27 protein-coding genes and 1 pseudogene are annotated in these 26,701 nt (G+C 69.7%); 12 read left to right on the forward strand and 16 right to left on the reverse strand.

The genetic code is table 11. The features are described from left to right. Window positions 1-551: 551 nt before the first annotated feature. Window positions 552-1,007 (reverse strand): sensor histidine kinase, encoded by a 456-nt coding sequence (locus ACWDUZ_RS32545; RefSeq protein WP_451635398.1) that lies wholly within the window; start codon window positions 1,005-1,007, stop codon window positions 552-554. 58 nt (window positions 1,008-1,065) lie between these two features. Next, window positions 1,066-1,299: pseudogene (locus ACWDUZ_RS32550) on the reverse strand (HAMP domain-containing protein); the annotation flags it as partial. Between the two features lie 132 nt (window positions 1,300-1,431). Here ACWDUZ_RS32550 and ACWDUZ_RS32555 point away from each other — a divergent pair. Then, complete coding sequence (locus tag ACWDUZ_RS32555; RefSeq protein ID WP_451635399.1) at window positions 1,432-2,418, forward strand: response regulator; 987 nt, start codon at window positions 1,432-1,434, stop codon at window positions 2,416-2,418. Window positions 2,419-2,463: 45 nt separating this feature from the next. On the opposite strand, the gene ACWDUZ_RS32560 is transcribed toward ACWDUZ_RS32555, so the two are convergent. Next, complete coding sequence (locus ACWDUZ_RS32560) at window positions 2,464-2,871, reverse strand: LytR/AlgR family response regulator transcription factor (RefSeq protein WP_451635400.1); 408 nt, start codon at window positions 2,869-2,871, stop codon at window positions 2,464-2,466. A 522-nt stretch (window positions 2,872-3,393) separates the two neighbouring features. Between ACWDUZ_RS32560 and ACWDUZ_RS32565 the strand changes: the two genes are divergently transcribed. Together ACWDUZ_RS32565 and ACWDUZ_RS32570 are read left to right on the forward strand one after the other, a co-directional pair. After that, entirely contained in the window at window positions 3,394-4,557 is a 1,164-nt protein-coding gene (locus ACWDUZ_RS32565) for a PP2C family protein-serine/threonine phosphatase (RefSeq protein WP_451635401.1), read from the forward strand. Between the two features lie 5 nt (window positions 4,558-4,562). Beyond that, the gene (locus ACWDUZ_RS32570) at window positions 4,563-6,170 is read left to right on the forward strand and encodes a SpoIIE family protein phosphatase (protein WP_451635402.1); all 1,608 of its coding nucleotides are present in this window, start codon (window positions 4,563-4,565) and stop codon (window positions 6,168-6,170) included. Between the two features lie 553 nt (window positions 6,171-6,723). Here the strand turns inward: ACWDUZ_RS32570 and ACWDUZ_RS32575 are convergent. The 4 genes from ACWDUZ_RS32575 to ACWDUZ_RS32590 all read right to left on the reverse strand — a co-directional run bounded on the left by ACWDUZ_RS32575 (window position 6,724) and on the right by ACWDUZ_RS32590 (window position 11,456). After that, window positions 6,724-7,842 (reverse strand): NAD(P)/FAD-dependent oxidoreductase, encoded by a 1,119-nt coding sequence (locus ACWDUZ_RS32575; protein WP_451635403.1) that lies wholly within the window; start codon window positions 7,840-7,842, stop codon window positions 6,724-6,726. Window positions 7,843-8,190: 348 nt separating this feature from the next. Further along, window positions 8,191-9,261 carry an alkene reductase gene (locus ACWDUZ_RS32580; RefSeq protein ID WP_451635404.1) on the reverse strand — a complete coding sequence of 357 codons (1,071 nt, stop codon included), beginning with the start codon at window positions 9,259-9,261 and terminating at the stop codon, window positions 8,191-8,193. 48 nt (window positions 9,262-9,309) lie between these two features. Continuing rightward, window positions 9,310-9,960 (reverse strand): SAM-dependent methyltransferase, encoded by a 651-nt coding sequence (locus tag ACWDUZ_RS32585; RefSeq protein WP_451635405.1) that lies wholly within the window; start codon window positions 9,958-9,960, stop codon window positions 9,310-9,312. A 59-nt stretch (window positions 9,961-10,019) separates the two neighbouring features. Beyond that, window positions 10,020-11,456 (reverse strand): MFS transporter, encoded by a 1,437-nt coding sequence (locus ACWDUZ_RS32590; RefSeq protein WP_451635406.1) that lies wholly within the window; start codon window positions 11,454-11,456, stop codon window positions 10,020-10,022. A gap of 194 nt (window positions 11,457-11,650) precedes the next feature. Here ACWDUZ_RS32590 and ACWDUZ_RS32595 point away from each other — a divergent pair, with 194 nt between their 5' ends. Beyond that, the gene (locus ACWDUZ_RS32595; protein ID WP_451635407.1) at window positions 11,651-12,220 is read left to right on the forward strand and encodes a cupin domain-containing protein; all 570 of its coding nucleotides are present in this window, start codon (window positions 11,651-11,653) and stop codon (window positions 12,218-12,220) included. Between the two features lie 11 nt (window positions 12,221-12,231). Here the strand turns inward: ACWDUZ_RS32595 and ACWDUZ_RS32600 are convergent, their stop codons facing one another. The 4 genes from ACWDUZ_RS32600 to ACWDUZ_RS32615 form a co-directional block, all read right to left on the reverse strand. Next, on the reverse strand, window positions 12,232-13,290 hold the full coding sequence (locus ACWDUZ_RS32600; RefSeq protein ID WP_451635408.1) for an NAD(P)/FAD-dependent oxidoreductase: 1,059 nt from the start codon (window positions 13,288-13,290) through the stop codon (window positions 12,232-12,234). Between the two features lie 366 nt (window positions 13,291-13,656). Next, window positions 13,657-14,349 (reverse strand): hypothetical protein, encoded by a 693-nt coding sequence (locus tag ACWDUZ_RS32605; protein ID WP_451635409.1) that lies wholly within the window; start codon window positions 14,347-14,349, stop codon window positions 13,657-13,659. A gap of 314 nt (window positions 14,350-14,663) precedes the next feature. Continuing rightward, window positions 14,664-15,482, reverse strand: a complete 819-nt coding sequence (locus tag ACWDUZ_RS32610; protein ID WP_451635410.1) for an enoyl-CoA hydratase/isomerase family protein — start codon at window positions 15,480-15,482, stop codon at window positions 14,664-14,666. A 72-nt stretch (window positions 15,483-15,554) separates the two neighbouring features. Next, window positions 15,555-16,481 carry an enoyl-CoA hydratase/isomerase family protein gene (locus tag ACWDUZ_RS32615; protein WP_451635411.1) on the reverse strand — a complete coding sequence of 309 codons (927 nt, stop codon included), beginning with the start codon at window positions 16,479-16,481 and terminating at the stop codon, window positions 15,555-15,557. Here ACWDUZ_RS32615 and ACWDUZ_RS32620 point away from each other — a divergent pair. Beyond that, window positions 16,480-16,965 carry a winged helix-turn-helix transcriptional regulator gene (locus ACWDUZ_RS32620; protein WP_451635412.1) on the forward strand — a complete coding sequence of 162 codons (486 nt, stop codon included), beginning with the start codon at window positions 16,480-16,482 and terminating at the stop codon, window positions 16,963-16,965. The two genes, ACWDUZ_RS32615 and ACWDUZ_RS32620, sit on opposite strands and share 2 nt — an antisense overlap. Before the next feature lie 309 nt (window positions 16,966-17,274). Beyond that, window positions 17,275-18,039, forward strand: coding sequence for an SDR family NAD(P)-dependent oxidoreductase (locus tag ACWDUZ_RS32625; RefSeq protein ID WP_451635413.1), 765 nt, complete (start codon window positions 17,275-17,277; stop codon window positions 18,037-18,039). An 83-nt stretch (window positions 18,040-18,122) separates the two neighbouring features. Here ACWDUZ_RS32625 and ACWDUZ_RS32630 read toward each other — a convergent pair whose 3' ends face one another. The 4 genes from ACWDUZ_RS32630 to ACWDUZ_RS32645 all read right to left on the reverse strand — a co-directional run bounded on the left by ACWDUZ_RS32630 (window position 18,123) and on the right by ACWDUZ_RS32645 (window position 20,002). After that, window positions 18,123-18,488: a hypothetical protein gene (locus ACWDUZ_RS32630; RefSeq protein ID WP_451635414.1), complete on the reverse strand. Its 366-nt coding sequence runs from the start codon at window positions 18,486-18,488 to the stop codon at window positions 18,123-18,125. A gap of 263 nt (window positions 18,489-18,751) precedes the next feature. Beyond that, the gene (locus ACWDUZ_RS32635; protein WP_451635415.1) at window positions 18,752-18,970 is read right to left on the reverse strand and encodes a hypothetical protein; all 219 of its coding nucleotides are present in this window, start codon (window positions 18,968-18,970) and stop codon (window positions 18,752-18,754) included. 58 nt (window positions 18,971-19,028) lie between these two features. Further along, window positions 19,029-19,397 carry a DoxX family protein gene (locus ACWDUZ_RS32640; RefSeq protein WP_451635416.1) on the reverse strand — a complete coding sequence of 123 codons (369 nt, stop codon included), beginning with the start codon at window positions 19,395-19,397 and terminating at the stop codon, window positions 19,029-19,031. 128 nt (window positions 19,398-19,525) lie between these two features. Beyond that, the gene (locus ACWDUZ_RS32645; protein WP_451635417.1) at window positions 19,526-20,002 is read right to left on the reverse strand and encodes a MarR family winged helix-turn-helix transcriptional regulator; all 477 of its coding nucleotides are present in this window, start codon (window positions 20,000-20,002) and stop codon (window positions 19,526-19,528) included. A 441-nt stretch (window positions 20,003-20,443) separates the two neighbouring features. Between ACWDUZ_RS32645 and ACWDUZ_RS32650 the strand changes: the two genes are divergently transcribed. The 6 genes from ACWDUZ_RS32650 (at window position 20,444) to ACWDUZ_RS32675 (ending at window position 25,760) form a co-directional block, all read left to right on the forward strand. After that, a complete protein-coding gene (locus ACWDUZ_RS32650; protein ID WP_451635418.1) occupies window positions 20,444-20,911 on the forward strand; it encodes a MarR family winged helix-turn-helix transcriptional regulator in 468 nt (155 codons plus the stop codon). A 508-nt stretch (window positions 20,912-21,419) separates the two neighbouring features. Then, window positions 21,420-21,656: a hypothetical protein gene (locus ACWDUZ_RS32655; RefSeq protein ID WP_451635419.1), complete on the forward strand. Its 237-nt coding sequence runs from the start codon at window positions 21,420-21,422 to the stop codon at window positions 21,654-21,656. Between the two features lie 178 nt (window positions 21,657-21,834). After that, window positions 21,835-22,932 carry a CE1758 family FMN-dependent luciferase-like monooxygenase gene (locus tag ACWDUZ_RS32660; RefSeq protein ID WP_451635420.1) on the forward strand — a complete coding sequence of 366 codons (1,098 nt, stop codon included), beginning with the start codon at window positions 21,835-21,837 and terminating at the stop codon, window positions 22,930-22,932. After that, window positions 22,929-23,543 (forward strand): FMN reductase, encoded by a 615-nt coding sequence (locus tag ACWDUZ_RS32665; protein ID WP_451635421.1) that lies wholly within the window; start codon window positions 22,929-22,931, stop codon window positions 23,541-23,543. The genes ACWDUZ_RS32660 and ACWDUZ_RS32665 overlap by 4 nt, the downstream gene beginning before the upstream one ends. Before the next feature lie 243 nt (window positions 23,544-23,786). Further along, on the forward strand, window positions 23,787-25,112 hold the full coding sequence (locus ACWDUZ_RS32670) for an MFS transporter (RefSeq protein WP_451635422.1): 1,326 nt from the start codon (window positions 23,787-23,789) through the stop codon (window positions 25,110-25,112). A 51-nt stretch (window positions 25,113-25,163) separates the two neighbouring features. Beyond that, window positions 25,164-25,760 carry a TetR/AcrR family transcriptional regulator gene (locus tag ACWDUZ_RS32675; RefSeq protein ID WP_451635423.1) on the forward strand — a complete coding sequence of 199 codons (597 nt, stop codon included), beginning with the start codon at window positions 25,164-25,166 and terminating at the stop codon, window positions 25,758-25,760. A gap of 138 nt (window positions 25,761-25,898) precedes the next feature. On the opposite strand, the gene ACWDUZ_RS32680 is transcribed toward ACWDUZ_RS32675, so the two are convergent. After that, a complete protein-coding gene (locus tag ACWDUZ_RS32680; protein WP_451635424.1) occupies window positions 25,899-26,564 on the reverse strand; it encodes an isochorismatase family cysteine hydrolase in 666 nt (221 codons plus the stop codon). Between the last annotated feature and the right edge of the window lie 137 nt (window positions 26,565-26,701).

Below are 26,701 nucleotides of genomic sequence, written 5' to 3' on the forward strand. Positions count from 1 at the left end.
TCCGCTCCGGCTCGGGGTGCACGGAGCGGGGGCCGGCTTCTTCCATCCTGCGGGCCGGCGGCCGACGCCGCCCGCTGTGCGTGGCAGCCGTGGCGAACGGTGTCGTGCTGTGACCAGGCGGTGCTTCCCGCGGAGGAACTCCCCGGTGCCGCTGACGGGGGGATCGGGTGGGGGCTGGCTGCAATGACTGCGCAGTGGTCGTCCTCCTGGCGTGGACGTCGTTCGCCGATCGGGCCCACGAGCGCACCGAACGGGGCCGGGCTTGCTGCGGCGAACGCGTACTGGGGCCGTGGCTTCGACCGTGCGCGGAGCACTTCGAGCCCACGAGCCCCTCGACCCCCCTTGCGCCGTCGTGCCCCGGCATCTCCCCGCGTACCCGCTCACGGTGCACCGCTGCGACCACCGCTGTCGCGCGCTGGCGGAGGAGACTTGACGCCGCGCGCCTTCTGCGTGGCGCCTGCGCCTCGAGTCGCGTCCCGGAGCCGGTGATCCCGGTTCCGGGAGCACCGGCTCGGCTGCCTCGAGCCAGGCCGGGAACGCGAATGCGTGGGTCATGACTGCGTCAGAGGCAGACACGCATGCAGGGTGGTTCCCCGACCGTGGGGGCTGTAGAGCGTAAGGGTTCCACCCAGCGCCCGTACGCGGTCGGTGAGGCCGACCAGACCCGAGCCCCGCCCCAGGGCGGCCCCGCCGACGCCGTCGTCGCGTGCGGACAGGCACAGGAGGCCGTCGCAGGCCCGGACGGAGATGTGGGCGAAGGAGGCGAAGGCATGCTTGGCGGTATTGGCCAGTGCCTCCGAAGCGACATAGTAGGCCGCCACCTCGATCGGCTCGGGCAGTCGCCGGGGCACATCGACATCGACTTCGACCGGTACCGGCGAGCGGCGCGCCAGAGCCTTGAGCGCGGGGGGCAGACCGCCCTCGGAAAGGACGGCCGGATGAATACCGCGGGAGAGTTCGCGCAGCTCCTCGAGCACCGCCAGCAGCGAATCGGTGGCCCGCGCCACTGTGGTCCCTCAGCTCCGATTGATCCGCGGGTACCGCGCTCTGGGCGGCCCGCAGTTCCAGCACCAGGGCCACCAGGTGTTGCTGGGTGCCGTCATGCAGGTCCCGTTCGATGCGTCGCCGGGCCCGGTCGGCGGCCGCGAGGATCCTGGATCGCGAGACGGACAGTTCGGCATGGCTGTCCTGCAGCGAGTCGGCCATCCCGTTGAAGCTGTGCTCCAGCGCTCCGATCTCGCCCCCGCCGGTTTCCGGCATGCGCGCCGCCAGGTCGCCGTCGCCGAGTCGGACGGCCATGGCGGCTGCTCGCCGCACCGGATACACGATCGCTCGGACGACGTAGCCTCCGAAGCCGATGATGAGGAGCGCTGAGCCCGTCAGGCCTCCTACGGTTGCGACGGCCGCCTGGTTGGCGATGGCGGCGGCGCGTTGTTCTCGGACCACCGCAAGATCGCGCTCGGTTGTCGCGATGCGTTGGAACGCGTTTTGGATTTCCTCGACCCGTCGGCTGCCTTCGCCACCGGCGGCAGCCGGTCCACTCCTGGTGAGGTCGTGATGTGCGGCGTTCACCAGAAGCGCGGAGTATTCCTTGGTGATGAATGCGGCAACGGCCTGTGTCATCCGTTCCGCACCGACCCGCTACTCAGGGCTGGATTGGGTCAGGCGCGTCAGCGTGGCGGCCTCCTTGGGAAAGGTCGCCTCAGCAGCCTGCCAGCGTTTGAGGATCTGCCGCTGTCCAGTGAGTTCATGGCCGCGCGAGTCCGCGCCGAGGCCGAGGACTCGGTGTTCCACCTGATCGGCCGTTCTGAGCAGTTCTTCGGACCGTTGCGCCAGCCGTTGGGCTCTGCGCAGGCCGACGATCGAGTGGAACAGGACGGCGAAGGCCGAGCTGATCAAGATCAGGAGGAGCCCACTGGCGACGATCACGCGGCGCACGAGGCCGCCGTGTGCGCCGGTTCCCCTGGCGCGGAAGGCGAGCAGACGCACGGATTCCTCCCTGTCGGAGAGACAGGTGACGTGCGGGCCTTGGACGGGGTGCCCATCGGAGGAGGCCCAACGACAATGGTGGGTATGACGCCAGGAAGCCCGACGTCGCGTGCCGGCGAAGAGCCGGCCGTGCCGCATCTGCGGATCGTCCTCGCCGAAGACGACGTCCGGCTTCGGGAGGGACTGGCCAGCCTACTGCAAGGTGTGGGCTGCACGGTGGCGGGCCGGGCCTGCGACGCCCGCCAGTTGCTCGACGTCGTCCGGAGGATGAGGCCGGAGCTGGTGCTGACCGACATCAGGATGCCGCCCGGGCAGGGCACCGAAGGGCTCGACCCAGCCCTGACCATCCAGGAGGAGCTCCCCGACACGGGAACCCTGGTGCTGTCGGCGTATGCCAGAAACTTGTGCGCAGCCTCCTGGCGAAGCTGAACCTCTCCGAGACCGACGACGATCACCGTCGGGTGCGGGCCGTCATCACGTTTCTCGAAGCCGGGTGACCGAGCCGTGCCGGCTGTCGCGGTTCTGCTCGGCGAGGAGATCACGAATGGCGTCGCCCGACAAATCGACTTTCCCCAGGAAACCCACCGTCGGGCTCTCCGCGATCACATCGGCGTATTCGTCCTCCGCGTAATTGGAGATCAAAATGATCCGAGGAGGGGGAGGTCCGGTCTCGCGCTGCAATCGACGGGCCAGAGTCAGCCCGCTCTCGATGCCCAGATCGATGTCCACCAGCGCCGCCTCCGGCCTGAGGCGCTCAGCCTGCCGCAACGCCTGCGCGGTGTCGGATGCCACCGCCACCACCGCGATGCCCTCGCTCTCCAGCAGACGGCGAACGGCCTCGGCGAAGCGAGGGCTGTCATCGACGATCAGGCAGGTCAGCATGTCTCCAGCGTCTCAGGCCGGCACTCCCGCCGGCATTCCTGCTGGCTGCATTTCCACGCGTCACCCGCCCTCCTGCCGGGCCGCTGGGCGGTCCGGTGTCCGGAGGCGGGAGCGACGTCCAATTTCCGTAATGTGCAAAATCGGGCCTGGAGCGCTTGACTGAGGTCCGTGGGTGCAGGATATTGAAGTTCCGCACAGCGGAAATGAAATATCGCGATACGACAAGAAAACGCCAAGGATACGGTAAGGGCGCCGTAGTCGTGATCCACCGCGGACTCCGCGAAGTCCGGGCCGGACGAGGTCCGCCACAGCGCGCCGGCACTCGAGTGCACAAGAGCGTGCGCTCCCCCTTGGTGGCGTTCACCCTCCTTCGCAGGACCACCCATGAAATTCCTTGCCAACCGTATCTCGATGCCGCGTCCCGACGGCCGCGAAGCCCAGCGGACACGGAGACGGGGAGGTCGCTTCCCACTCGGCCTCGCAGGTGGCAGTCGACTGCCGACCGACGGAACCCGGGCGCAGGTGGCGCTTCCCCTCCTGCTCATCGCAGCGATCACTCTCGCGGCGTCCTTCGCTCCCCTGGCCATTCACCTCTCGCCCCTCTGCGTGGCCGCCCCCACCTTCACCGCAGCAGTGGCGGGTACTCGGTTCACGATCGTCATAGCCCTGGCCGCCAGTGCGGCGGTGCTCCTCGTCGACTCGCATGACGGCCTGCTGCATTCGCCTCTCCTGCCGATTCACATCGGCGCTCTGCTGGCGGTCTCCGCCTGCGTGATCGTCGCTCGCGCCCTGCACGACCGCGACCTGCGGGAACTCACACAGGTGCGGTACGTGTCCGAAGTGGCCCAGCGGGTGCTGCTGCGGCCCATTCCGCGCACCCTGGGACCTTTGCGCATCGCGTCGATGTACCGGGCCGCCACCGCACACGCTCTGGTGGGCGGCGACCTGTACGCCGCCGCCCGCACCGGACACACGACCCGCATTCTCATCGGCGACGTCCGCGGCAAGGGCCTGCCTGCCATCGAGGACACCTCCGCCCTGCTCGGCGCCTTCCGCGAGGCCGCGCATGAACACGGAGCCCTCCCGGACCTGGCAGCCGCCCTGCAGCGCAGCCTGCACAGGCACCTGACCGAGGTCGCCGAGAGGGACCCCGACAGCGCCGAGCGTTTCATCACCGCGCTCCTGGTCGAGTTTCACGACGGAGAAGAAACCGTCCGGGTCGTCAGCTGCGGCCATCCCCCGCCTCTGCTGAAGCAAGGCGACCGAGTGACCGTCCTGAGTGCGGAGCGCCCCGCCCCGCCCCTTGGACTGGCCGGAAGCACGGCGGAGGCATTCCACCTCGACACCTTCGCGTTCGCACCCGGCGACACGCTGCTGCTCTACACCGACGGTCTCGTGGAGGCCCGCAACGCCGCCGGTGCCTTCTACCCCGTTCTCGAACGAGCCGCCACCTGGGCCTGGCGGTGCCCGGACGGCCTTCTGCGGGACATCAGCCAAGACCTCGAAAGCCATGCGGGTCCGCGCCTCGACGACGACCTCGCCATGGTGGCCGTGCACTGCCCTGCCCGTAAGGCCACGGCCTCTCCCCCGCGATTCCAGGACTTCTCCGACACCACAGCCCGACCCGATACGCCGGCACGCCGGCCCCGCCCGCCGTTCAGCACACCGGCCACGAAGGGACAGTGATAAGGATGACCACCGTACGAAGCCTGCTGCGCCGGCCGAGTTCGCTGCTCGCCGTCTATCTGAGCGCGGTGTGCGCGGTGCAACTGAGCACATCCACGGGTGGTCTGGTGCGCTGGTCCGACTACTCGGTCCTGGTTCCCGTCGTGGCCGCTGCCCTGCTCCCCTTCGCACGGACAGTGGCGATCGGGGCCGCGACGGTGCTGGCCAGCGTGGCCGTCTACGGCTTCGCGATCCGCGGGGTGTCCGACGGAGGCCGCACGGTCGTGATCGCCGCGGCGGCGCTGTCCTTCGGTCTGAGCCTCGTCATCTGCCGGTCGCGCGCACGTCCGCAACGCCGGACCTGCACCGCCGCGGCGCGGCCCGTGCACCACATCGGCGCCACGCAGTTCGACTCGGACGTGACGCGGGCCCTGGACACCGCATCCCGCGACACTCCCGCGTCCTCGGTCAGTCATGCGCCCTTGGACCCGCTCCCGCAGCCCGCGGCGGTGGACCTCGCCGCTCGCGGCTCGACCGCCGACGGCCCGGCACGGCCCAAGACGCATTGGCTCGATGTCATACCACTGTCAAGCGCCCGCATTGCGCTCGTCGCGGGCTCCCTGGCCCCGGACGGGAACACGGCACCCGCACTGACCGCCGAACTCCGCGCCGCCGTACGCACGTTGGCCGACATCGACCTGCAACCGGTGGAACTGCTCACCCACCTGGAACATGTCCTGAACCGGCTACGGCCCACCAACGGCTCAAACCCGCACGGCACGGGTGCGTCCCAGGTCACCGCACGCTGCCTGTACGCGGTGTACGACCCCGTCTCCGCCCGTTGCATCCTCGCCAGCGCCGGGTATCCCGCGCCGACCGTCGTCAGGCCCGACGGCGGGGTCACCGCTGTCGCGGTTCCCACCGGTCCGCCACTGGGGCAGGCGCAACCGCCGGCAGAGGCCACCGAGGTCGAACTCGACGAAGGCAGCGTGCTCCTGCTGCACGGACACACCCCCGGCACACCCGACCCGGAAGCCGGGACCGACAAGACGGTGCCGACCGGGGCGGGATTCGGGTCTCCGCCCTGCCTGGACGCCATCTGCCGGTCCGACCTCGATGCGCTGCTGGCCGCAGGGCGTTACACCCACGCCGACGTGCTCGCCGCCCGCACTCACACGTTCTCCGGCAGCAATGTCGCATTCTGGGACCTGGGAGCCGACTTCGCCGCCGTCTCGGAGGCCCGTGAACACGTTTCGCAGACACTGGCCGAATGGGGCCTCGAGGACACCGTACCCACCACACAGCTCATCGCGAGCGAGCTCGTCACCAACGCCCTGCGCCATGCCCGCCCACCGGTCCGGCTGCGCCTGATCCTGCACGGCACAGGACTGACCTGCGAAGTCTCCGACGGCAGCACCACTTCACCGCATCTTGGGCGAGCCCGCACCTTCGACGAGAGCGGACGGGGACTGTTCATCGTCGCTCAGCTCACCCGGCGCTGGGGAACACGCTACGACGGCAACGGAAAGATCATCTGGGCGGAGGAACAACTCTCGGCGTCACAGGACGCTCATGCCGACGGCCATGACACGGCACTCCGACCGAAGACGACGTCCACGATGAACGCGACGTAGCCGACGCCGGAGAACGTGAGGCCACGGCTCACACCGGCTACCCGCCGGCACTCGGCGCGCCGGCGACGAAAACGCGGTCGACGAGGTCCGGAGGTCCGGTGCTCCCTCTCCACATCACACCGACGAGTCGGTCCTGCCCGAGAATCGTGGAGCGGTGGTTCGCCGAGCTCACGCAGAAGTGGCTCAAGCGCGGCGTCCACCGCTCCGTCCAGCCCGGGAACGCGGCATCCGCAGCCGGTTCGCCGACGGGAACGGCACTCCCGGCCACCCACCTGGACGCCCCCAGGCCCGCACTTGCTGCGGCTTGAGACCCTTCGGACCCGCAAGCGACGCTCCACACACGTCGAGCGGACGGTCGTGCTCGGCCAGGGAGACATTCTGCTGGTGACATGTGACCCGGTTTCAACCGAACGTCATTTACCGGCGCAGTCCCGAGGCCGACACCTGGAGTCTGCACGTCCTTCAGCAGCACCGCACCGGCCGGTCGCCCGGCAGCCGCGCCGGCGCCGGTGCCGGGCACCTGTCCGGACGTCCTCCGGCACGGGGACGACCGTCATGCCGTGGAGCGGCCGAGCAGCCTGTGCATCGCCGGTAGCGCCAGATTCCTGCTCTTGAGGACCGACGTCGCCTTGTTGCCCAGTACGACGACGTCGCGACCGAACGCCGGCAGCAAGGTGGTGCCTCCGTCGGGTCCGAACGGCACGGAGAAGATCCGTGCCGGAGCCGGCTTGTAGGGGCGCGGGTTGCCGCCGTGCTTGCCGTGCCCCAGCAACGCGCGGATGTTGTGGGCCGCGGCTTCTCCCTGCGCGACCGCCGTCGGGCTGAGCTTCGCTTCCGACACGTCGTTGACGTCGCCGATCGCGAAGACGTCCCGCTGCCCGAGCACCCTGAGGTGTGTGTCGACCCGGACGCGGCCCTTGCCGTCGAGCCACGTGCCGAGTCCCGCGAGCCGGAGCCACAGCGTGTTCGGCGTGGTTCCCGTGGTCCAGAACACCACGTCGGCACCCAGCGGGCCGCCTGCCTGGTCGCGGAGCGCGGCGCCGGTGCCACCGGCGGACGAGACCAACGTGTCGACCTGGACCCGCACGTCGTGCTGCTCCAGCCATTCCCTGGCCTGACGGGCCATGCGCCCGTTGCCGCTGTGGGAGAGCAGGCCGGAGCCGGAGTGCGCGAGGGTCACCGACGCGCCGGGGTTGACCCGCCGCGCTTCCGCCGCCAACTCCACGCCGGACGGCCCCCCGCCGATCACGAGGATGCTGCGGGCGGCCGCGACACGACGCTGATGACCGCGGAAGGACGCCGCCGCCGACCCGACGGTGTGCCCCGTGAAGCGCGCCGGTTCCTGATAGTCGGCACCGGTGGCGATCACCAGCACGTCGTAGGGCACCCGGCGCCCGGTGGCGAGGACCACCTGGCGCTCGGCGGTCGCTATGCCGACGGCTTTGTCGTGTACGACGCGACCGTTGGCCAGGAGCGAGTCGTAGGGGATGAAGGGGGCGTACGTCCACTGCTCGTCGACGCTCGCCCGCAGGGAGGCGACACGGTGGAAGAACGCTTCCTTGAGGTCGATCATCGTGACGTCGGCATCCGCGTCCAATTCTCGCGCGAGGCGAACCCCCGCATACCCTCCACCGATGATGACGACCTGTCGGGCGGTCGTGTCCATGACCATGACGCATTCACTTCTTCACGCTCGTACCGAGTGTCCGCGACCTGGTTCCACGCCGGCGTCACCAGGCCGGGACGGGTGCCGCCGTACGCGGGGCCACCTCTCCGTCAACGCTCGAACGCGGGTGCCGGGTTCAGACAGACGGCTCTGCACACCGAACCCACACGTACCGGCTGCTCGCCCGGACGGCGTCGGCGGGAGGTATCGCCCTCGGCGGTGGACCGCGGCATACTCTCGGTTCCTCCCGGCCGTCCGGGGGCCGCGGATCCCCGGACCGGCACCGCCGGATGCCTGGCGGTGCCGGATGCCTGAGCATCTGCGCTCACCCTAGATGGCTAGGAGGTCGGCACCCTACGCCAAGTGTGGGTAGTCGGTGTAGCCACGGTGGTCGCCGCCGTAGAAGGTGGTGCGGTCGGGCTGGTTGAGCGGGGCTCCGGTCCGCCAGCGCTGTACCAGGTCGGGGTTGGCGATGAAGGCACGCCCGACAGCGACAAGGTCGGCCCGTCCGGTGCTGACCAGTTCCTGTGCGGCGGCGACGTCGGTGACGGGATCCCAGCCGTTGCTGACGATGTGGGAACCGCCGAAGCGCTCCGCGAGCTCGGTGAGCAGCGGGGCGGCCGGGTCGCCGATGGTGTGCAGATAAGCCAGGCCCATCCCGGACAGCGCGTCGACGAGAGTGCGGTACGTGGCCGCGGTGAGGTGGGGGTCGGTCTCCAGCGCGCCGTGGAGGTCGACGGCGGGGGACATACGGATTCCGACGCGTTCGCTGCCGATGGCGTCGCTGACAGCCTGTGCCACTTCGATGACGAAGCGGGCCCGGGCCTGGGGCGAACCGCCGTAGTCGTCCGTGCGCCGGTTGGTGGAGGGGGCGAGGAACTGGTGCAGGAGGTAGCCGTTGGCGCTGTGCAGTTCGATGCCGTCCAGGCCGGCGTCGATGGCGGCGCGGGCGGCGCGGACATGTTCGTCGATGACAGCCGGGATCTCGCCGGTGGTCAGGGCGCGCGGTGTGGGGTGGGGCTGGGGGCCGGCGGCGGTGAACATCTCGCCCGGTGCGGCGATGGCGCTGGGGGCGATGGTCTCGGCCTGGCGCTTGTTGTCGGGGTGGGAGATACGTCCGGCGTGCATGAGCTGGGCCACGATGCGGCCGCCTGCCCGGTGCACGCCGGCGGCGACGGTGCGCCAGCCTTCGATCTGTTCGGGGGTGTGCAGGCCGGGCGAGTTCATGTAACCCTGTCCGACCGCGCTGGGCTGCACCCCTTCGGTGACGATCAGACCGGCGGTGGCCCGCTGGGCGTAGTAGGTCGCCATGAGGCTGGTGGGGACGCCGTCGGGGGTGGCCCGGTTGCGGGTCATGGGGGCCATGACGATGCGGTTGTTCAGCGTCCACTTGCCTACCGTGACGGGCGCGAAGAGGTCAGTCATGAAGGTGACTCCTGAAGCAGGGTTGTGCAGTGTGTGGGGGTCGGAGGGTCAGGCGAGGCGGCGTACGGCAATGACCGTGTCGGTGACGGTCGCGGTCTGTCCGCCGGGGCCGGTGGCCACCCGTTGCGGGGTGGCCAGGCGCTGAGGTATCCACCGCGCCGGGTCGAGAGCGAGTTCGTCGTAGATGTCTTCCGGGCTGGGAAAGTGGGTGTCGGGATCGGTGTTCCAGGCCCAGGGGCGTACCGAGCCGTGGTCGACGATCAGGAGGAGCCCGCGGGGAGTGAGCGCGTGTGCGGCGCGGCGCAGCACGTCGGCGCGCGGGAAGGCGTAGGGGCTCTGCAGATACTGGGCCGAGATGAGGTCGAAAGTGCCGGCGGGGAAGGTCTCCGCGAGGTCGTGCTGTTCGGTGCGTACACGGTCCTCGAGGCCGTGTCGGGCGGCGAGCCGGCTGGTGCGCCGCAGGGCGGTGGGGGCGATATCGACTGCGGTGACGTGCCATTCGTGGGTGGCGAGCCAGAGGGTGTCTCCGCCTTCGCCGCAGCCCAGGTCGAGGGCGTGGCCGGGTGTGAGGTGCCGGGCCGTCTCGGCGAGCAGAGGGTTCACGGTGTCTTTCCAGACGCCGTCCTTGCCGCGGTACAGATGCTCCCAGAACTTGGCAGCATTGTCGGCGGCGTGGATTTCGCGGATGCACTCGTCCATCGCGGGTGCCTCTCCTTCGGATGACTTCGGGGCGGATGGGGGTCAGGGCTCGGATGAGCTCAGCGGCCCGGGTCGGGTGCGGCGGTGTCGCCGGCCGTGCTCTTGGGCGTCTTCACCAGGGCGAGTAGCGCGACGACAGCGGCGGCCAGGAGAGCGCCTGCCACGATGAACGCGATGCGGTAGCCGTGGAGACGGGCCTCCATCTGCACGGCCTGGAAGGCCTGCCCGGGGTGTTCGCTGCGGGCGGTGAGGTAGCCGGTGACGGCGGCGACGTAGAGGGTGTTGAGCAGGGCGGGGCCCAGGGCAGCGCCGATCTGCTGGCTGGTGCTCAGGGTGGCGCTGGCGATACCGGCGTCGCGTGGATCAACGCCGGACAGGGCCACGTTGGGGCCGGCCAGGAAGAACAGGCCGACGCCGACACTGACGAGAATCTGGGTCGGGAGAACTTCGCCCGCGTAGCCGGACGCCGTGTCGAGTCGGGTGAGCCAGAGCAGTCCCGCCGTGGCCAGCATGGTTCCGGCCGCCATCAGGGTCTTGGGGCCGAGGCGGGTGACCAGCGGGGCGCCGAGGGTGGTGGTGGCGATGATGCCGACACTGAAGGGCAGGAAGGCGCAACCGGCCCGCAGGGGTGTGTAGTGCAGGTTGACCTGCAGGAAGTAGGTCATGAAGAGGTTCATGCCGAACATGCCGGCACCGACGAGGAGGTTGGCCAGGAACACACCGGCACGGGAGCGGTCGAGGATCACGCGCAGCGGGAGGAGCGGGTGGGCGCTGCGGTCCTCGACGACGACGAACGCGGTCAGAAGAACCACGGCGGCGGCCAGGAGCAGCAGTGTTGCCGGGGCGGTCCAGCCACCGCCGTCGGCGGCCTGGGCGAAGCCGTGGACGAGGGCGACGAGTCCACCGGTCACCAGCACGGCCCCGGGGACGTCATAGTGGCGGTCACCCGCGGCGCGGCTTTCACGGATGCAGGGGCGAGCGGCGAGGGCTGCCGCCAGGGCGATGGGGACGTTGATGTACATGCACCAGCGCCAGCCCGCGTATTGCGTCAGCACACCGCCCAGCAGCAGCCCGACGGCACCGCCCCCGCCCTGGAACGCGCCGAAGACACCGAAAGCCTTCGCGCGTTCCTTGGGGTCGGTGAAAGCCACGGTGATCAGGGAGAGAGCGGCCGGGGCCAGAAGGGCGGCAAAGATTCCCTGCAGGGCGCGGGCTGCGAACAGGATGCCCGCGTCGGGGGCGAGGCCGCCGAGCATGGAGGCGGCGGCGAAGCCGAGCAGGCCGATGAGGAGGCTCTTCCTGCGGCCGGCGAAGTCGGCGACGCGGCCGCCGAGCAGGAGCAGGCCGCCGAAGGCCAGTGCATAGGCGGTGATCATCCACTGGCGGCCGGCGTCACTCATCCCGAGATCGCTCTGGGCCTGGGGCAAGGCGATGTTCACGATGGACACGTCGAGGACGACCATCAGGGTCGCAACGGACGCCACGATGAGTGTCATCCACCGACGGGGATCCGGCGTGGTGGGGCCGGGCGCCCTTCGGGCGCGGCGGGCAAGGCTGGTCATTGAAATCTCTCCTGAGCCGGAACCGCAGACAAGGCGACAAGGCGGCGTGCGCCGTCGCATGGCCCGGAGGCTGGAGCAAGTCCTGCCGAAAGTGCAAAGTCTCATGCTCTTTTGGCAAGCTGGGCACCATGACGAAGTTTGATCGAGTCCTGACGGCGATCGGACCGAGACTGCGGACGCTGCGTGTGCAGCGCGGTATCACGCTGGCCGCTCTCTCGCAGATCACGGGGATCTCCGAAAGCACGCTCTCTCGGTTGGAGAGCGGTGGCCGCAAAGCGAATCTGGAACTCCTGCTCCCCCTGGCCCACGTCTACCGGGTCCCCCTGGACGAGCTGGTCGGGGCGCCCGAGACCGGCGATCCGCGTGTGCATCTGCGGCCCGTCACCCGCGACGGCATGACGTATGTGCCACTGAGCCGCCGCCCCGGCGGGCTGCATGCCCACAAACTCGTCATCAGCCCCAGCAGTGGCCGGCCTGAGCTGAACGTTCACGAGGGCTACGAGTGGATCTACGTGCTGGACGGCCGGCTGCGCCTGCTGCTCGGCGAGCGCTCCCTGCTCCTCGCACCAGGTGAAGTGGCGGAATTCGACACCCATGTTCCGCACTGGCTGGGAGCCGCCGACGATCAGCCGGTGGAGCTGCTGGTCATCTTCGGCAAACAGGGCGAGCGGGCCCATCTCAGGGCCCGCCCCGCCTGACCGCATCGCGGTCACTCCGTACCGGACAGCAGGGAGTCCAGGCCGTGCCGCCGTTCGCCCAGCACACGCTCGGTGACCTGGGCCTCGATCGCGGCGCTGAAGTTTTCCCGCGGGGCAGCGCGCCGGCGCTCAAGGGCCTCGTCGGTGTCGGCCTCGACGAGGTCGGCGTTGATGGCCGCCGCGGCGGTCACCCCGCCTGCCTGCGCCTGGGCGAGCCCGGCCATCACATCGGTGACATTGCCGGCCACCCATACGCCGGGGACATCTGTCGCGCCGCCCGGACCGGACGGCACATAGGTGCCGACGCCCATCGGGTGCGGCACCGGGCCTACGCCGAGGCCGGCCAGGACTTCGCTCTGCGCGAGGAACTGCGGGGCCACCACCAGAGCATGCACGGGGACCACCGGCTTCGAGGAGAGTCGGACGCCTCTGAGCGTGTCGTCCACGACCTCCAGGCCTGTCACCTCTCCCCGCACGACCTCGATGCCGCGGGCCGCCAGGCGCTCCCACTGCTCCGCTTCGGGCTCCGGCGCCGTGTGCAGGAAGAGCGTCACCTGGCTGGACCACTGACGAAACAACAGCGCCTGGTGCACTGAGGCTGCACCTGTGCCGAGCACGCCGATCGGTGTGTCCCGCACTTCCCATCCATGGCAGTAGGGGCAGTGCAGCACGTCCCTCCCCCACCGTTCGCGTAGCCCCGGCACGTGCGGCAACTCGTCCACCAGGCCCGTGGTCACCAGCAGCCGCCGCGCACGGAAGCTTGCGCCGCTCTCCGTGGCGACGACAAAAAGTTCTTCCCCGCGCATGGCGTGTGTGGCACGGTCGGAGAGCACCTGCCCGCCGTACCGGCTCACCTCGGCTCGCCCAGTACCCAGCAGGTCCAGCGGCGCCACACCGTCCCGCGAGAGCAGGCCGTGAGCCGCAGCGGCGGGGGCGTTGCGGGGCTCCCCCGCATCCAGCACCAGCACCGAACGCCGCGCCCGCGACAGGGTCAGCGCCCCTGACAGACCGGCCACACCGCCGCCGATCACGACTACATCGAAAACGCCAGAGTCCAGTTCGTCGTCCATGCGGCACACGGTGCGGCGCTCGGGCAGAGGAAGCAATTGCTCTTGCCGGTCCGGCAAGAACTACTCGCCCTCCGGCGTCTTCGGCGGCTTTCCAGATCGCCTCGCAGCGCCGCATCCGCCTCCCCGCCGGGCCGATCATGCGTGCCACGCGACGAGGATCAAGCGCTTGGCGCGTACGGCTGTACCGGTGGTCCCACCGGTGCCAGTCACCCCGTCAGGCGCATCGTCCGCCTCACACTCGATGACGTCACCGACCACGAGACCACCGTCACCGTCCAGTTGGGAGACCCGCCGTCCCCACTGCCGGAGCCCTTCGCCGACCTGCGGTCTCACGAATACGCGACACCTCGACATGCGAGCACCGGTCTACGGCTCGTTCGCCGCCGAGCTGTCACCGGGCGGCGGGGGAACATTCGGCGGTGACGCAGGCGGGTTGTAGTAGATGGATGGGCCAGCGGGCGGCTGAGTGACATTGGGGGACGTTGCAGAACGGTATGGCGGTGGGTAGTCGTAGATGGACTGTTGGGATGCAACTCCGTGCAGTGGATGGCCGGTCCGTGCTTCGATCTCGCTCTGAAGAAAGTACCCAAGTGCATCACGGGTTTTCTGCGCTTGGGCCTCGATCGTGTCGAGCCAACGCGCATCCGCCAAGCCCGTCATGACTTTGCGCAGTTGACGGGTGATCTCCCACATTCTTGCGATGGCCGGACCGCTCAAGTCCGCGGCGCCGGAAGGCACGCGGTAAAGCTGGACGCCAGGCCGCGCAAGATCGGTCACCGCGGCGGTCACCGTCTCCATGGCCGCCTCGGTGGCCTGATCGAAGTCAGCGATGTCGACTGCCCGACCTGCCCGAACATCCTGAATGGCGCGGTCCACCACGCGGAGCCACGCGTGCCCGGCCTGCCGTGCCCTGGCCACCGTCGTATGGGCGTCGCTGCTTTGCTGTGTGCTATCTCGACGTCTCTCCAGCAAGGCCGGTCCGTACACTCCGGCAAGCGCCCCCAAGGCCGCCCCGCCGAGGCCGCTGATCATGCTGAACACTGCCGTCGTATCAACCACAGCCTTGAGTCTGCCTCGAAGACTGGGAACCGATAAGCCCCCGACGACCACCCGTGACCCTCGAGCCGCGTCACCGAGGAATACGCGACACCGCGGCATGCACGCTCACCAGTCGCAAAGCCGGATCTGTGCAGGCACCGCGTCCCCAGGCCGTCCGTCCCTCGAGTTCCACCGAGCAGGACGACACGGGCTCCTCGCAACCGCTCAAGGACCGAAGGACCGACAAGTGGGCGTGTACGCGTACCGGCGCCACGGGCTCTCGCCCGTGGCGCCGAGGTTCTGCGGCTCGCTGCGCCGCTTCGCCCGCGTGTGGCTCAGCCGGCCACATGCCGGCCGAGGTCGAGTTCGACCCCGTCGGGGCGCTGGAGGCCGCGCTCGAACAGGGAACGGACGCGGTGGGCGTTCTCGGGGCGCCCGGACGTCTGGAAGAAGGCCTGCAGGCTCGCGCCGTAGGACTCCCCGGTCGGCAGCGACTCGGCGTCCACGAGGGCCTTCGTCCGGGCGACGGCGGTCTTGTCGAAGCTCGCGACGCGGCGGGCGAAGGCGTCGACGAACCGGGCCAGCTCACCCTCGGGCACCACGCGGTTGACATAGCCGTAGGCCGCGGCCAGCTCCGCGGGGAAGTCGTCGGCACCGAGCAGGATCTCCAGGGCACGCCCCCGGCCCAGAAGCCGGGGCAGCCTGCCGGTGGGGTTGCCGCCGGGTACCGATCCGACACCCACCTCGAACTGCCCGAGAATGGCACGGGGTCCGGCGAAGCGGATGTCCGTGGCGAGGACGAACTCGCTGCCGGCGCCGCGGGCGCGGCCGTCGATCTCGCTGATGGTGACGGCGGGCACCTTGGCGAGCCGGAACAGGTTGTCGGCGTACGGATGAAGGCCGGAGGGCGCCGGCTTCATCGCGGCGACGCGCGACCGGTCGGACAGCATGTCCCAGTGCGCCATGAAGAAGTCCGGGTTGGCGCTGCGGAAGACGACGGCGGTCAGGTCGGGCGCCTGCTCGATACGCGTGATCAGCTCGGCCAGTTGCTCGATGGTGTCGGGGTCGATCAGGTTGATCTCCCCGTTGGAGAAGGTCACTCTCCAGTAGGAGGGGCTGACCTCGTCGACGGCGAACTGGGCGTGAGTGCTCATGGGGCTCTTTCTGCGTTGCGTGCACGGCCGAGCGGCGGCTCGGCCATGGGGTGTGGTCACAAGAGGAAGGCTTCAGGCGCCGGCCGCGTCGTCGAGATCGGGCAGATACCGTCCCATGCGCATCTCGAAGTCGCCCGGCCTGCCCAGACCCTGTTCCTGGGCGGCGGCGAGCCGCCGCCGGCCCGCCGGACGGGCCGCCGAGGCCCAGAAGGCCCGGGTGGTCCGGGCCTGCAGATCGCGGGCAGGAAGCGAAACCTCACCGACGAAGTCCTTCACCTCGACGAGCGCGGCCTTGTCGAACGAGGCGATCCTCTGCGCGACGTCGTCGACAAACCCGTCCAGGCCCGAGTCCGGCACCGCCCGGTCGACGTAGCCGTAGCGCTCAGCGAGATCGGCGTCGTAGTCCTGGCCGGTCAGCATGATCTCCAGTGCGCGCCCGCGCCCGGTGAGGAAGGGCAGACGATGGGTGGGGGCGCCGCCCGCGACGAGGCCGAGGCCGATCTCGGGCTGGGCGAGCACCGTCCGCTCCCGACTGGCGTACCGCAGGTCGCACGCGAGGACGAACTCGCTGCCCGCACCGCGGGCACGGCCCCGGATCTTGGCGAGCGACACGAACGGACCCTCCGCGATGCGTGCGAGCACGTCCAGCCACGGAGAAAGCCCCGTGGGGCCGGCCTTCGGCGCATCCGGTGCGGGTGCGGCCGCGACGTCGTAGTGGGCCAGGAAGAAGTCGGGGACCGCACTGTCGAAGACCACGACGCGCACCTCGGGGTCCTGCTCCAGGACGTCCAGGGCGGCGGCGAGCTCACTGATGGTGCGGCCGTCGATGAGATTGAGCGGTGGATGGTCGAACGTGATCCGCCACATCCGGGGATCGGTCGTGTCGATCACGAGGCGCTGATGTGCGTTGACGATGGCCTCCGGGAATCCGATCTGAAACCTGTTTTCCAATCTAGCATCTGAATTCGGATAACCAATCCAGACGTAGACTGGTGACATGCCACACAGAAGCCATGCAGGCCCCGCGAACGAGACACGGTGCTCCATCGGTCGCGCCCTGGAGATACTCGGCGACCGCTGGAGTCTGTTGATCTTGCGTGAGGCGCTGAACGGGGCGACCCGCTTCTCGGAGTTCCGGGACCGTCTGTCCGTGGCGAGCGATGTCCTCACCCAGCGGCTCGGAACCCTGGTGGACGGCGGAGTGCTGGACAAGCGCCCCTACCGCGAGGCGGGCGCCCGGTCACGGATGGCCTACCACCTGACGCCCGCGGGCCGTGAACTCATGGTGGTCTTCGGCGCACTGCAGCAGTGGGGCGACGCGCACTGCCCCCACCCGGACGGCCCGGCGGTCCGCCGGGGCAGCAGGACCAGCGGCCGCAACCTGCATGTCGCCTTCGTCGACGAGGACGGCACGGAGACGCCGCTCGACGACGTCGACCTGGCCGCGCCCGTCGACACGGACTCCCCACGACTCGCGGGGTAGCGCGGGGCGCCGGCCACAGGCGAAGCCCGCGGAGGACCGAGATCCGGCGGATCGCGGATCCGGCGCGTCGCCCTTGCAGAATTCCACCGACACACCCGCCCGCAGCGCCCGCCGGACGTATGTGTGCACGGCGAACCCGGTGACCCGGATCCGCGACGCCGGGACTCGACACATGCCGACACCTCGCCGAGGTGTGCCTCACCACACCCAGCTTCGACGCTTGACGTTGCCGGACCCCGGAGTAATGCTTGTCGCGTCAAGCAAATAGTTGCTTGCCAGGGACAGCCATACCCACATCTGGGAGAACCCATGGGCATCCTCGAGAACAAGGTCGCGCTCATCACCGGCACCGGCGGAGGTATGGGCCGCGTCGCGTCACTGATCTTCGCCAGGGAAGGCGCGAAGGTCATCGGCTGCGACATTCACGCGGAGGAGAACGAGGAGACGGTAGACCTCGTACGACGTGCCGGAGGTGAGATGACGGGCATCGCCCCCGTGGACCTCACCGACCCCGATCAGGTGCAGCAGATGGCCGACGCCGCCGCCCAGGCCTACGGCGGACTCGACGTGATCTACAACAACGCCGCCATGCAGCGCTTCGGTCCGATGCCGGACTTCTCCGTCGAGGACTGGCGGGCGACCGAGGCCGGCGAACTCGACATTCCCTTCTTCGTATCGAAGTTCACCTGGCCGCATCTGCTCCGGCGCGGTGGCGGTGTCATCATCAACGTCGCTTCGGAGGCCGGCATGATCGCCGGTTCCAACCCCCCGATGGTCGCGCACACCGCGGCCAACGCGGGCGTCATCGGAATGACGCGGCAGCTCGCACTGGAAGGCGCCCCTCACCGGATCCGCGCCGTCGCCATCAGCCCCGGCCCGGTCCTGACCCCGGCCAGCGACCGCGACCTCGGGGACAACCAGGCGCTTCGTGACGCCGTCACCAGCAAGACCCTCCTCAAGCGCTTCGCCCGGCCCGAGGAGATCGTCGAGTTGGCGGCGTTCCTCGCCTCGGACCGGGCGTCGTACATCACGGGCGCCAACTACGCGGTCGACGGGGGCGCGAGCGCCTGGTAGCGGCCGGGCCGCCCCTACGGCACGGATCTGTCGGCCCGTGCCTCGCTCACGCCCCGCATCGCCGCCGACGCTCGTTCGAACCGTCAGCCGGTGGACGCCGGCGAATACGTGGGGATGACCCGGTAGTTGCGGGCGGACGTGTAGGGGTCGCCCCAGTGCAGGCCGGGGACGTTCGCGACGAGGTCGGTGCAGTTCTCGTCCGCGTATGCCACCACGCCGGCGAAGGCGAAGTTGGCCACGGAGAGCGCCGGCTCGGGCAGCTTCGTGCACTCGGTGTCAGTTGCCTTGACAGGGAGCACGGTCCCGGTCAGATCCCTTCCGGTGTAGAAGTTGGCCTCGCCCCAGGGAAGTTCTACGGCAGCGGCCGGCTGCGCCAGGGCCGCGCCCACCAGCAGGGCGCTTCCGGAGAGGGCGACGGCGGCACCACCGAGAAACCTGCGCTTGCGCATGCTCGTTGCGTGCACTCCTTCGAGATACGTATGCGGAGGTGGTCACATCACGGTGTCCGACCGGACAGGGGGACACATCATCCAATTGCTTGACGAGTCAATGATATTGACATCCGACCATGTCGCGCTACTTCAGCACGAGTTGGGACTGCCACGGTCATGTGATGTTTCGTCAGGCCACGTGTGGGAAACCGGCTGGGCACGTACGACGAAGGGCGGGGCCGCCGGCCGCGGTCCCGCCCCTGTGGTGCGAGCGCCCGGCGTCAGCGCAGGCCGAAGACCCGGGTGAGCGTCTGCGTCACCCTGTCTCCGTCGTGACCCCGCGCGACGACCCGGAGGCTGAGGAACTGCGCGGCCTTGGGTGCGCGCAACGAGGTGCGCAAGCCCTCACCCCGTCCGTCATGGTCGAGGTCGGCACGCTGCCAGGTCTTCCCGTCGTCGTACGAGATGTCGACGGTCGGCCTGCCGACAGCGCTGCGCACGCCGGGGAGTCGCGAAGCGGTGACCGTCGGCTGCGCGTGCCGGCCGGCCCGGCACTGCCTACTGAGAGGCGGCCAGGGTCAGGGTCGCGGCCACCGCGACGAAGAAGAACAGCACCGGCGCCACGGCGGCGCCACGGGAGGCGGTGTCTCCGTAGTCGCCCCACTTCACGTGGTACGCGACAGCGCCGAGGAGCAGGACGGCGACGCCGATGGCGGCGGCGATGCCCAGCGGCTGCCACCAGATGCCCACCACGAGACCCACCGCGGCGGCCAGTTCGGCGAGGCCGATGAAGCGGACCAGTCCGGCGGTCAGCCCCTTCGCCATGAGGCCTTCCGGCACGTTGCCCTTCAGTTGTGCCTTGGGCGTGCCGGCGCCGAAGAGGACGAGAGCGAGAAGAACACTGAAAATGACAGCAGCGATGTACACGACGGTCCTTGTCGAGGAGTAAGAAAGCATGCGTGTGGGGATGTCCCGGCCGTCCCCAGCGCGATGCGAGGGCACGGCGACGGGGCGGCGTGCGGTCGGGGCGAAACGAAGGGCGCGAGCGGCCCGGTTCAGGTGCCGATGTTGCGCAGTGCCGCCGCGAGCTTGCGAAGGTCCAGGCCCGCCAGGTGGTCCAGGAAGTGGCGGCGGACGGAGGCCAGGTTGGTGGGCCAGGCTTGTTCCAGACGGGCGACGCCTGCATCGGTGAGAAGCGCGTTGAAGCTCCGGGCGTCCTGCGTCGACCTGACCCTCTCGATGAGCCCCTGGCTCTCCAGCCGGTTGGCCAGGCGCGTCACGCCGCTGATCGACATCTCGATCGCGGAGGCGAGGTCACTCATCCGCATCTGCCGGCCCGGCGCCTCGGAGAGATTCGACAGAGCCAGGTACTCGATGAGGGACAGACGTTGCTCCCGCAGCATGTCGGCGTCCACGGCCCGTGGCAAGGCGTAGATGACCCGACCGAGCGACCGCACGACAGCCTCCTCCTCCGCGGTGAGGGGCTTGAGCTCCTTCCCGGAGGGGTCCTGTTGCCGTGCGTCACGTGGCATGGCCTGATGTTACTTGACCCGCCAAGGATCCGGCCAGGCCGACGACGCGGGCAGTCACGGCCGGGCGGGTACCGCCGAGGGCGAATCTGGTCTTGGTCATGCGGAACCCTTCGTGAGGAGTGCCTCGGTGCGCGGCCCGAGATATACTTGTCGCAACAAGTAATTTAGGCCAAAGGAAGTTGTCTCGTCAAGTAAATCGGCTCGTGCGTCATGCCCCCGCCAGCGGCCGGATCCCGAGTCCCGGCGGATCCCGAGTCCTGGCGGGTCCACGCGGTCCGGTCGACAGCCGGAGAAGGAACGACTGAAGCGAGAAGATCCTGCGCCCACGCCGTTCGGTCACCGACACGGAGGGACGGCAGAGCTCGCCCGCGGCCCGCTCCGGAAGTCCGGCCGCCGGTCGGCCGGAGCAGTTTTCATCGTGCGAATGTGAGGTCAGCCCCCATGACACCAAGGGCCGAAACGGCCACGGACGCGGTGCGCCCGCTCACGGCGGAGGAGGAGGCGGTGGTCCGGTCCCTGCCGTGCCTCGTCTACGCCCTTCCGCGTGCGATCGACGCTGACATGACGCGTGAGCAACGACTGTCCAACACCGAGTACCTGACCATGATGCACCTCTCCGAAGCACCAGGTCGGCAGTTGCGCATGGGCGAACTCGCCCATGCCTGCGAGATGTCGCTCAGCGGCACCACGCGCGTCGTACAGCGACTGGAGAGCGAGGGGTTCATCCGGCGGGTGCGGTGCGACCGGGACGGCCGGAGTTGGCACGCCGCTCTCACCGACGCCGGCCTGGCCCGGCTGGAAGAGGCGTGGCCGACCAACCTCGCTGCCGTACGGCGGCACTTCCTCGACCACTTGGAGGGCATCGATCTCGCGAAGCTCGCCGCCGCCCTCCAGAAGGTCGCCGGATGAGACCGGCGGCCACCGTCCTGCGGCCGCAGGCCTCGTGAGCGGAACACACCCACCCACGGCCAAGGGCCGTTGCGACTGCGCCTCCCCCGGCCTCCGCCTGGAGGCGCCCCGGCCTGCGCGCGGGAACGGGACGTGCGGAACGGACCCAGCGCCCGACGTTCCTGCCGCATCGACCGTGGCTGTCGGTCACTCGGTCGCGCCGTGACACACCCCTCAGAGCGCTCGCCTGGAGGGCCGCGCAGGCCTGTGGTTATATTTGCTACGCGTAGCAATTATGTGCGCATGTCGCCGCACGGGGCCGGCGGATCGTGGCGCGCCTGAGGACGCCGCCCTCGGTACGGGCCGGTCCTCGGCCCGGCCGCGGGCGCGCCGACCGCCTCTTCTGTGAGGACCTGCGGGACCTGACGGCCGGACACACCGTCGCCATGGCCAAGGTCCGGTCCGTTGACCTGGTAGAGGAACCGGTCCGCACCGCGTGAACAGAGCACACATCCTGGAAAGGACGATCATGACTCCCCCCGTCACCCTCATCCGATCCGACCGTGCCTGGCCGGACAGTGTCCTTGCGGCAGCGGGGACCGGCCGGCACCGGGGCGGTCACGCCGACGAGGAGCGCTGCTTCCCCGGCAGCGACCTCACCGGACACGGACGGCACCGCAGAACGGCCCGCACTCCGCTGGTGCCACCAGCCGACTTCACCCGAAGCGGCGGCGACGCGGCCCATCGGACGCACACCTCGGACTGAGGCACCCCGTTCCTCCGGGGTGACGGGGGTCACCGCCCCTGGTATCCCCGGAACCCCTGTACCGGGACAGCGGGCGCGGCACCGTGCTCGGCCGAAGCCGGTGCCGGTGCGGTGCGCCGCCCCTCCCCCGGAGGTGAACGGCGAACAAGACGATCGACACGACAGACGGGATCAACACATGCAGTTCGGGATCTTCGGTGTGGGAGACGTGGCACGCGACCCTCTCTCCGGCCGCACACCCACGGAGCACGACCGCATCAAAGCACTGGTCGAGTACGCGAAACTGGCCGAAGACGTCGGCCTGGACGTCTTCGCCATCGGTGAGCACCACAACCCTCCGTTCATTCCGTCCTCGCCCACCACGCTGCTCGGATACATAGCGGCGCGGACGCGACGGATCCTGTTGTCCACGTCGACCACCCTCGTCACCACCAACGACCCGGTGAAGATCGCCGAGGACTACGCGACGCTGCAACACCTCGCGGACGGCCGGGTGGATCTCATGATGGGCCGCGGCAACACCGGTCCGGTCTACCCCTGGTTCGGCAAGGACATCCGCGACGGCATCGCCCTGGCGGTGGAGAACTACGCCCTGCTGCGCCGGCTGTGGCGCGAGGACGTCGTCGACTGGGAAGGGAAGTTCCGCACCCCTCTGCAGGGCTTCACCGCCACCCCGCGCCCCCTCGGCGGTGTGCCTCCCTTCGTGTGGCACGCCTCCATCCGCTCCCCGGAGATCGCCGAGCAGGCCGCCTACTACGGCGACGGCTTCTTCCACAACAACCTCTTCTGGCCCAAGGAGCATGTGCGGCGACTGGTCGATCTCTACCGGCGCCGCTTCGAGCACTACGGACACGGTCGGGCCGACCAGGCCGTCGTCGGGCTCGCCGCACACATCTTCGTGCGCCGGAGCTCGCAGGAGGCCGTCCGCGAGTTCCGGCCCTACTACGACAACTCCGTGTACGGCGGCGGCCCGTCCCTGGAGGAGACCATGGGCCGGACCGCGCTGATCGCCGGAAGTCCGCAGGAGGTGATCGAGCGCGTCCTGGCCTACCGCGAACACGCGGCCGGCGACTTTCAGCGCCAGCTGTTCAACGTGGACGGCATCGGAGTGCCGCACACGACCGTGCTCGAGCAGATCGAGTTCCTCGGCGAGATCGTGCCCGTCCTGCGCAAGGAGTTCGCCACGAACCGTCCCGCCCACGTTCCGGGGGCTCCCACGCACCCTTACCGGACCACGGAGGCACAGGACGGGCGGGACGAGGAGGGCCGGCGGTGAAACGCACACTCACCGTGGTCTCGGCCGGGCTGCGGCTGCCGTCCTCCACCCGGATGCTGGCCGACCGGCTCGCCCACGCGGCCGGGGAAGAGCTCGAACGGCGGGATTGCACGGTCGACGTGAACGTCATCGAGGTCCGCGACCATGCGCACGACCTGGTCAACCATCTGATGGCGGGCTACCCGTCCCCGGAACTGCGGCGGGCGTTCGAGGACGTCGCCGCGGCGGACGGCCTGATCACGGTCACACCCACCTTCACGGCTTCGTACAGCGGATTGTTCAAGACGTTCTTCGACTGCATCGAGGACACCGCGCTGGTGGACAAGCCGGTACTGATCGCGGCGACCGGCGGCACGGGACGGCACTCGCTGGTCCTGGAACACGCCCTGCGACCGATGTTCGCCTACTTGCGGGCCGTGGTCATGCCCACCGCGGTGTTCGCCGCGACGGAGGAATGGGGCGGCGGAGACGGCTCCCAGGGGCCCCTCCGCGAGCGGGTCGGGCGCGCGGCTCGCGAGCTCGCCGCCGAGGTCGAACGGCGGGAGACGCCGGCCCTCGACGATCCGTACGAGGACCCCGTGCCGTTCGAGCGGATGCTCGGCGGGGAGTGACACGAGGACCGCGGTCGGGCGCGGGGCGACGAGCAGCCGAGCCGACCGCTCCCGGCCACCGCGACAGGAACGAGGGCCTGTGCGTCGTGGGTCCGCGGGAAGCCGTGGGTCCGCGACGCACAGGCATGACGGATGCCGTGCGGCAGAAGCGGTGCGACGTGTCTCACGTCCGCGACCGCCACATTGGGTAGACAGGTCTGTCTAAGATGGGGTGGTCGCTGTCCCTCCGTCCGAGAGTGAGTCATGCAAGTCACTACCTCCCCCGCCACGGGCGCCCCGGTCAAGCGGTCCGCCGCGCATGCGGCGCCGCGACGCCGGGCACTGGGACCCACGGCCTCCCTGGGCCTGCTCGCCTCGATCGTCGTGTCGTTGCTGGCGGCCTCCAGCGCGCCGACCCCGCTGTATGCGCTCTACCAGCAGCAATGGGGTTTCTCACCGATTACCGTCACCGTCGTGTTCGGTGTGTACGCGGTGGCCGTGCTCGCCTCGCTCCTGGTGTTCGGAAAGGTCTCCGACCATGTCGGCCGGCGACCTGTGCTGCTGGCGGCTCTGATCGCGCAGGCACTGGCCATGGTGGTCTTCCTCACCGCCGGTGGCGTGGACGCCCTGCTGGCGGCCCGTGTCGTCCAGGGGCTGAGCACCGGTGCGGCGGTGGGCGCGCTCGGCGCCGGCATGCTCGACCTGGACGCCCGCCGAGGGGGCTTCCTGAACTCCTTCGCGCCCACGATCGGCACCGCGAGCGGCGCCCTGGTCTCCGGCCTGATCGTGCAGTACCTGCCGGCTCCCACCCGCCTCGTCTACATCGTGCTGCTCGCGGTGTTCGTGCTGCAGGCGCTGGCCGTGCTCGCGCTGAAGGAGACGGTGAGCCGCAAGCCCGGCGCTCTGGCCAGCATGGCCCCCGAGTTCAAGCTGCCGAAGTCCGCACGGGCTTCGGTGGCCATCGCCGCCCCGGTGATGTTCGCCGTGTGGGCGCTGACCGGTCTTTACGGAGCGCTGGGACCCGCCCTGACCCGGACTCTGGTGCACTCGACCTCCGTGGTGTGGGGAGGGCTGCCGCTGTTCGTGCTCGCCGGTTTCGCCGGCCTGTCCGTCATGGTGCTGCGCCGCACGGCGACGCGACGCGTCATGCTGATCGGCATCGGCAGCCTGGTCGGCGGTGTGGTGATCACCGTGGTGTCCATCGCCTCGGGGGCCGGCGGCACCGCTTCGGTGATCGGGTTCTTCGTGGGCGGCGCGATATCCGGATTCGGCTTCGGCAGCGGCTTCCAAGGCGGCATCCGGCTGGTCGTGCCCCAGGTGGAGGCGCACGAGCGAGCCGGCGTCCTCTCCCTGCTGTACGTCATCTGCTACGTGGGCCTGGGCGTGCCCGCCGTGATCGGCGGCGTCCTGGTCGTGCACGGCGGGGGCTTGGTCCAGACGGCCAGGGAGTACGGCGCCGCCGTCGTCGTCCTGGCGCTCGCGGCTCTGACCGGCCTGCTGCTGCACGGCCGGCGCGCGGAGCGGGTGGCCGTGATCCGGGGAGAGACGTCGTGCGCCGATCCGGCTCTCGCGCACAGCTCCCGGTCGTGACGGCCGGAAGGCGCACTACAATGGACAGACCTGTCTGAAGGGGTGATGGTCATGGCGACCCGGACCGCGGCCAGAACGTCCGCGCGCGAGCGCCTGCTCGAAGCGGCGAACGAACTCTTCTACAGCGAAGGTGTGCAGTCCGTCGGCATCGACCGTGTCATCGAACACGCGGGTGTCGCCAAGGCGTCCCTGTACAACACCTTCGGGAGCAAGGAGGCCCTTGTCTGCGCCTATCTCGACCTCCGTTACGCGCGATCACGCGACCGGATCACCCGCACCCTGACACGTTTCCGCACCCCCCGGGAGAAGATGCTCGGTGTCTTCGACGCGCTGGGCGAGGCGTTCACGGATCCCGAGTACAACGGCTGCGCGTTCGTGCGGGCCACCGCGGAGACACCGGAGGACAGTGCCGTCCGGCGCGCCGCGGACCAGTACCGCTTCTGGCTGCGCGACCTGTTCACGGAACTGGCCGCGGCGTCCGGCTACGCCGAACCGGAGGCACTGGCCCGTCAGCTGCACCTGCTGTACGACGGCGCGGGACAGTCGGCGCGCATGGACCGTGATCCCTCCGCCGCCACGACCGCCCGAGCCGCCGCTGCCGCGCTGCTCGACGCCGCTCCGCTCACGGACCGCACACCCACCGCGTGAGAAGGCGCTCGGGACCCGGACGGGGCGGTCCGGCCGGCACGGCCGGACCCTGTCCGGCGGCTCGCGGCGCGGGCGCGGGGCCCGCACGCCCTGCATACAGACACACCAGCCCCGGCTCACCTGCCGTGATCGGCGCGGCTACGCGCCCGCCCCCTGCTCCACCGGACGGACCCCGGCCCCAGCGCCGCCGTCGAACGCCTGCAGGAGTTCCTTCGTCGTCGTGATGCTGTGGGCGAAGGTGGGCCCGTTCAGCTCATGGGCCGAATGCATCATCTCCGGCTTGAAGGCGGCGGTGGCGTCCCGCACCAGGGTGACGTGGTAGCCCAGCTCCATGGCGAAGCGGCCCGTCGATTCGAGACAGGTGTTGGCGAGCAGCCCGATGAGGATCACATGCGTGACGCCGTGCTGTTTGAGCTGGAAATCCAGGTCCGTGTTGGCGAAGCCGCTCTGCGCCCAGTGCTCCTTGATGACCACGTCACGGTCGGCGGGCTGGAAGTCGGGATGGAACTCGCCGCCCCACGTCCCGTCGGCGAAGGTGTGGCGTTCCATGACACCGAGCTGGGTGGGGTTCGGGTGGGCCCAGTCCTCGTAGTCGCCCTGCCGCCAGCGGCGGTGGGGCACGAAGAAGAGGTGCAGGTTCTTCTCGCGTCCCCCGGCGACGACGGCACGCAGATGGTCGAGCAGCCCCACCTCGAGGGCGACGTGCCTCACCAAGGGCCACACCTTGCCGCCCTCGGAGAGGAAGTCGTTGTACGGGTCGACCAGGCAGATCGCCGTGCGGTGGGGGTCATACGTCTCAGTCATGGCAGCCCTCCGGCAAGTGCTGCGTACAGGACCCGGCTGTGCACGGGCGGGGGCGGACGACCACCCCGCCGTCCACGCGCTCGGCTTCGCGGGCGACCAGGCGCCCCGTTCCCGCTGCGGCGGCATGCGGTTCGCCC

It is taken from the genome of Streptomyces sp. NPDC003393, from assembly GCF_053589015.1.

Excerpts from the sequence above, each read along its gene's own strand:
- ACWDUZ_RS32560 (WP_451635400.1), bottom strand. The coding sequence starts at position 2,871 with ATGCTGACCTGCCTGATCGTCGATGACAGCCCTCGCTTCGCCGAGGCC.
- ACWDUZ_RS32570 (WP_451635402.1), top strand. The coding sequence starts at position 4,563 with ATGACCACCGTACGAAGCCTGCTGCGCCGGCCGAGTTCGCTGCTCGCC.
- ACWDUZ_RS32575 (WP_451635403.1), bottom strand. The coding sequence starts at position 7,842 with ATGGTCATGGACACGACCGCCCGACAGGTCGTCATCATCGGTGGAGGG.
- ACWDUZ_RS32580 (WP_451635404.1), bottom strand. The coding sequence starts at position 9,261 with ATGACTGACCTCTTCGCGCCCGTCACGGTAGGCAAGTGGACGCTGAAC.
- ACWDUZ_RS32585 (WP_451635405.1), bottom strand. The coding sequence starts at position 9,960 with ATGGACGAGTGCATCCGCGAAATCCACGCCGCCGACAATGCTGCCAAG.
- ACWDUZ_RS32590 (WP_451635406.1), bottom strand. The coding sequence starts at position 11,456 with ATGACACTCATCGTGGCGTCCGTTGCGACCCTGATGGTCGTCCTCGAC.
- ACWDUZ_RS32595 (WP_451635407.1), top strand. The coding sequence starts at position 11,651 with ATGACGAAGTTTGATCGAGTCCTGACGGCGATCGGACCGAGACTGCGG.
- ACWDUZ_RS32600 (WP_451635408.1), bottom strand. The coding sequence starts at position 13,290 with ATGGACGACGAACTGGACTCTGGCGTTTTCGATGTAGTCGTGATCGGC.
- ACWDUZ_RS32610 (WP_451635410.1), bottom strand. The coding sequence starts at position 15,482 with ATGAGCACTCACGCCCAGTTCGCCGTCGACGAGGTCAGCCCCTCCTAC.
- ACWDUZ_RS32620 (WP_451635412.1), top strand. The coding sequence starts at position 16,480 with ATGCCACACAGAAGCCATGCAGGCCCCGCGAACGAGACACGGTGCTCC.
- ACWDUZ_RS32615 (WP_451635411.1), bottom strand. The coding sequence starts at position 16,481 with ATGTCACCAGTCTACGTCTGGATTGGTTATCCGAATTCAGATGCTAGA.
- ACWDUZ_RS32625 (WP_451635413.1), top strand. The coding sequence starts at position 17,275 with ATGGGCATCCTCGAGAACAAGGTCGCGCTCATCACCGGCACCGGCGGA.
- ACWDUZ_RS32630 (WP_451635414.1), bottom strand. The coding sequence starts at position 18,488 with ATGCGCAAGCGCAGGTTTCTCGGTGGTGCCGCCGTCGCCCTCTCCGGA.
- ACWDUZ_RS32645 (WP_451635417.1), bottom strand. The coding sequence starts at position 20,002 with ATGCCACGTGACGCACGGCAACAGGACCCCTCCGGGAAGGAGCTCAAG.
- ACWDUZ_RS32650 (WP_451635418.1), top strand. The coding sequence starts at position 20,444 with ATGACACCAAGGGCCGAAACGGCCACGGACGCGGTGCGCCCGCTCACG.
- ACWDUZ_RS32655 (WP_451635419.1), top strand. The coding sequence starts at position 21,420 with ATGACTCCCCCCGTCACCCTCATCCGATCCGACCGTGCCTGGCCGGAC.
- ACWDUZ_RS32660 (WP_451635420.1), top strand. The coding sequence starts at position 21,835 with ATGCAGTTCGGGATCTTCGGTGTGGGAGACGTGGCACGCGACCCTCTC.
- ACWDUZ_RS32670 (WP_451635422.1), top strand. The coding sequence starts at position 23,787 with ATGCAAGTCACTACCTCCCCCGCCACGGGCGCCCCGGTCAAGCGGTCC.
- ACWDUZ_RS32675 (WP_451635423.1), top strand. The coding sequence starts at position 25,164 with ATGGCGACCCGGACCGCGGCCAGAACGTCCGCGCGCGAGCGCCTGCTC.
- ACWDUZ_RS32680 (WP_451635424.1), bottom strand. The coding sequence starts at position 26,564 with ATGACTGAGACGTATGACCCCCACCGCACGGCGATCTGCCTGGTCGAC.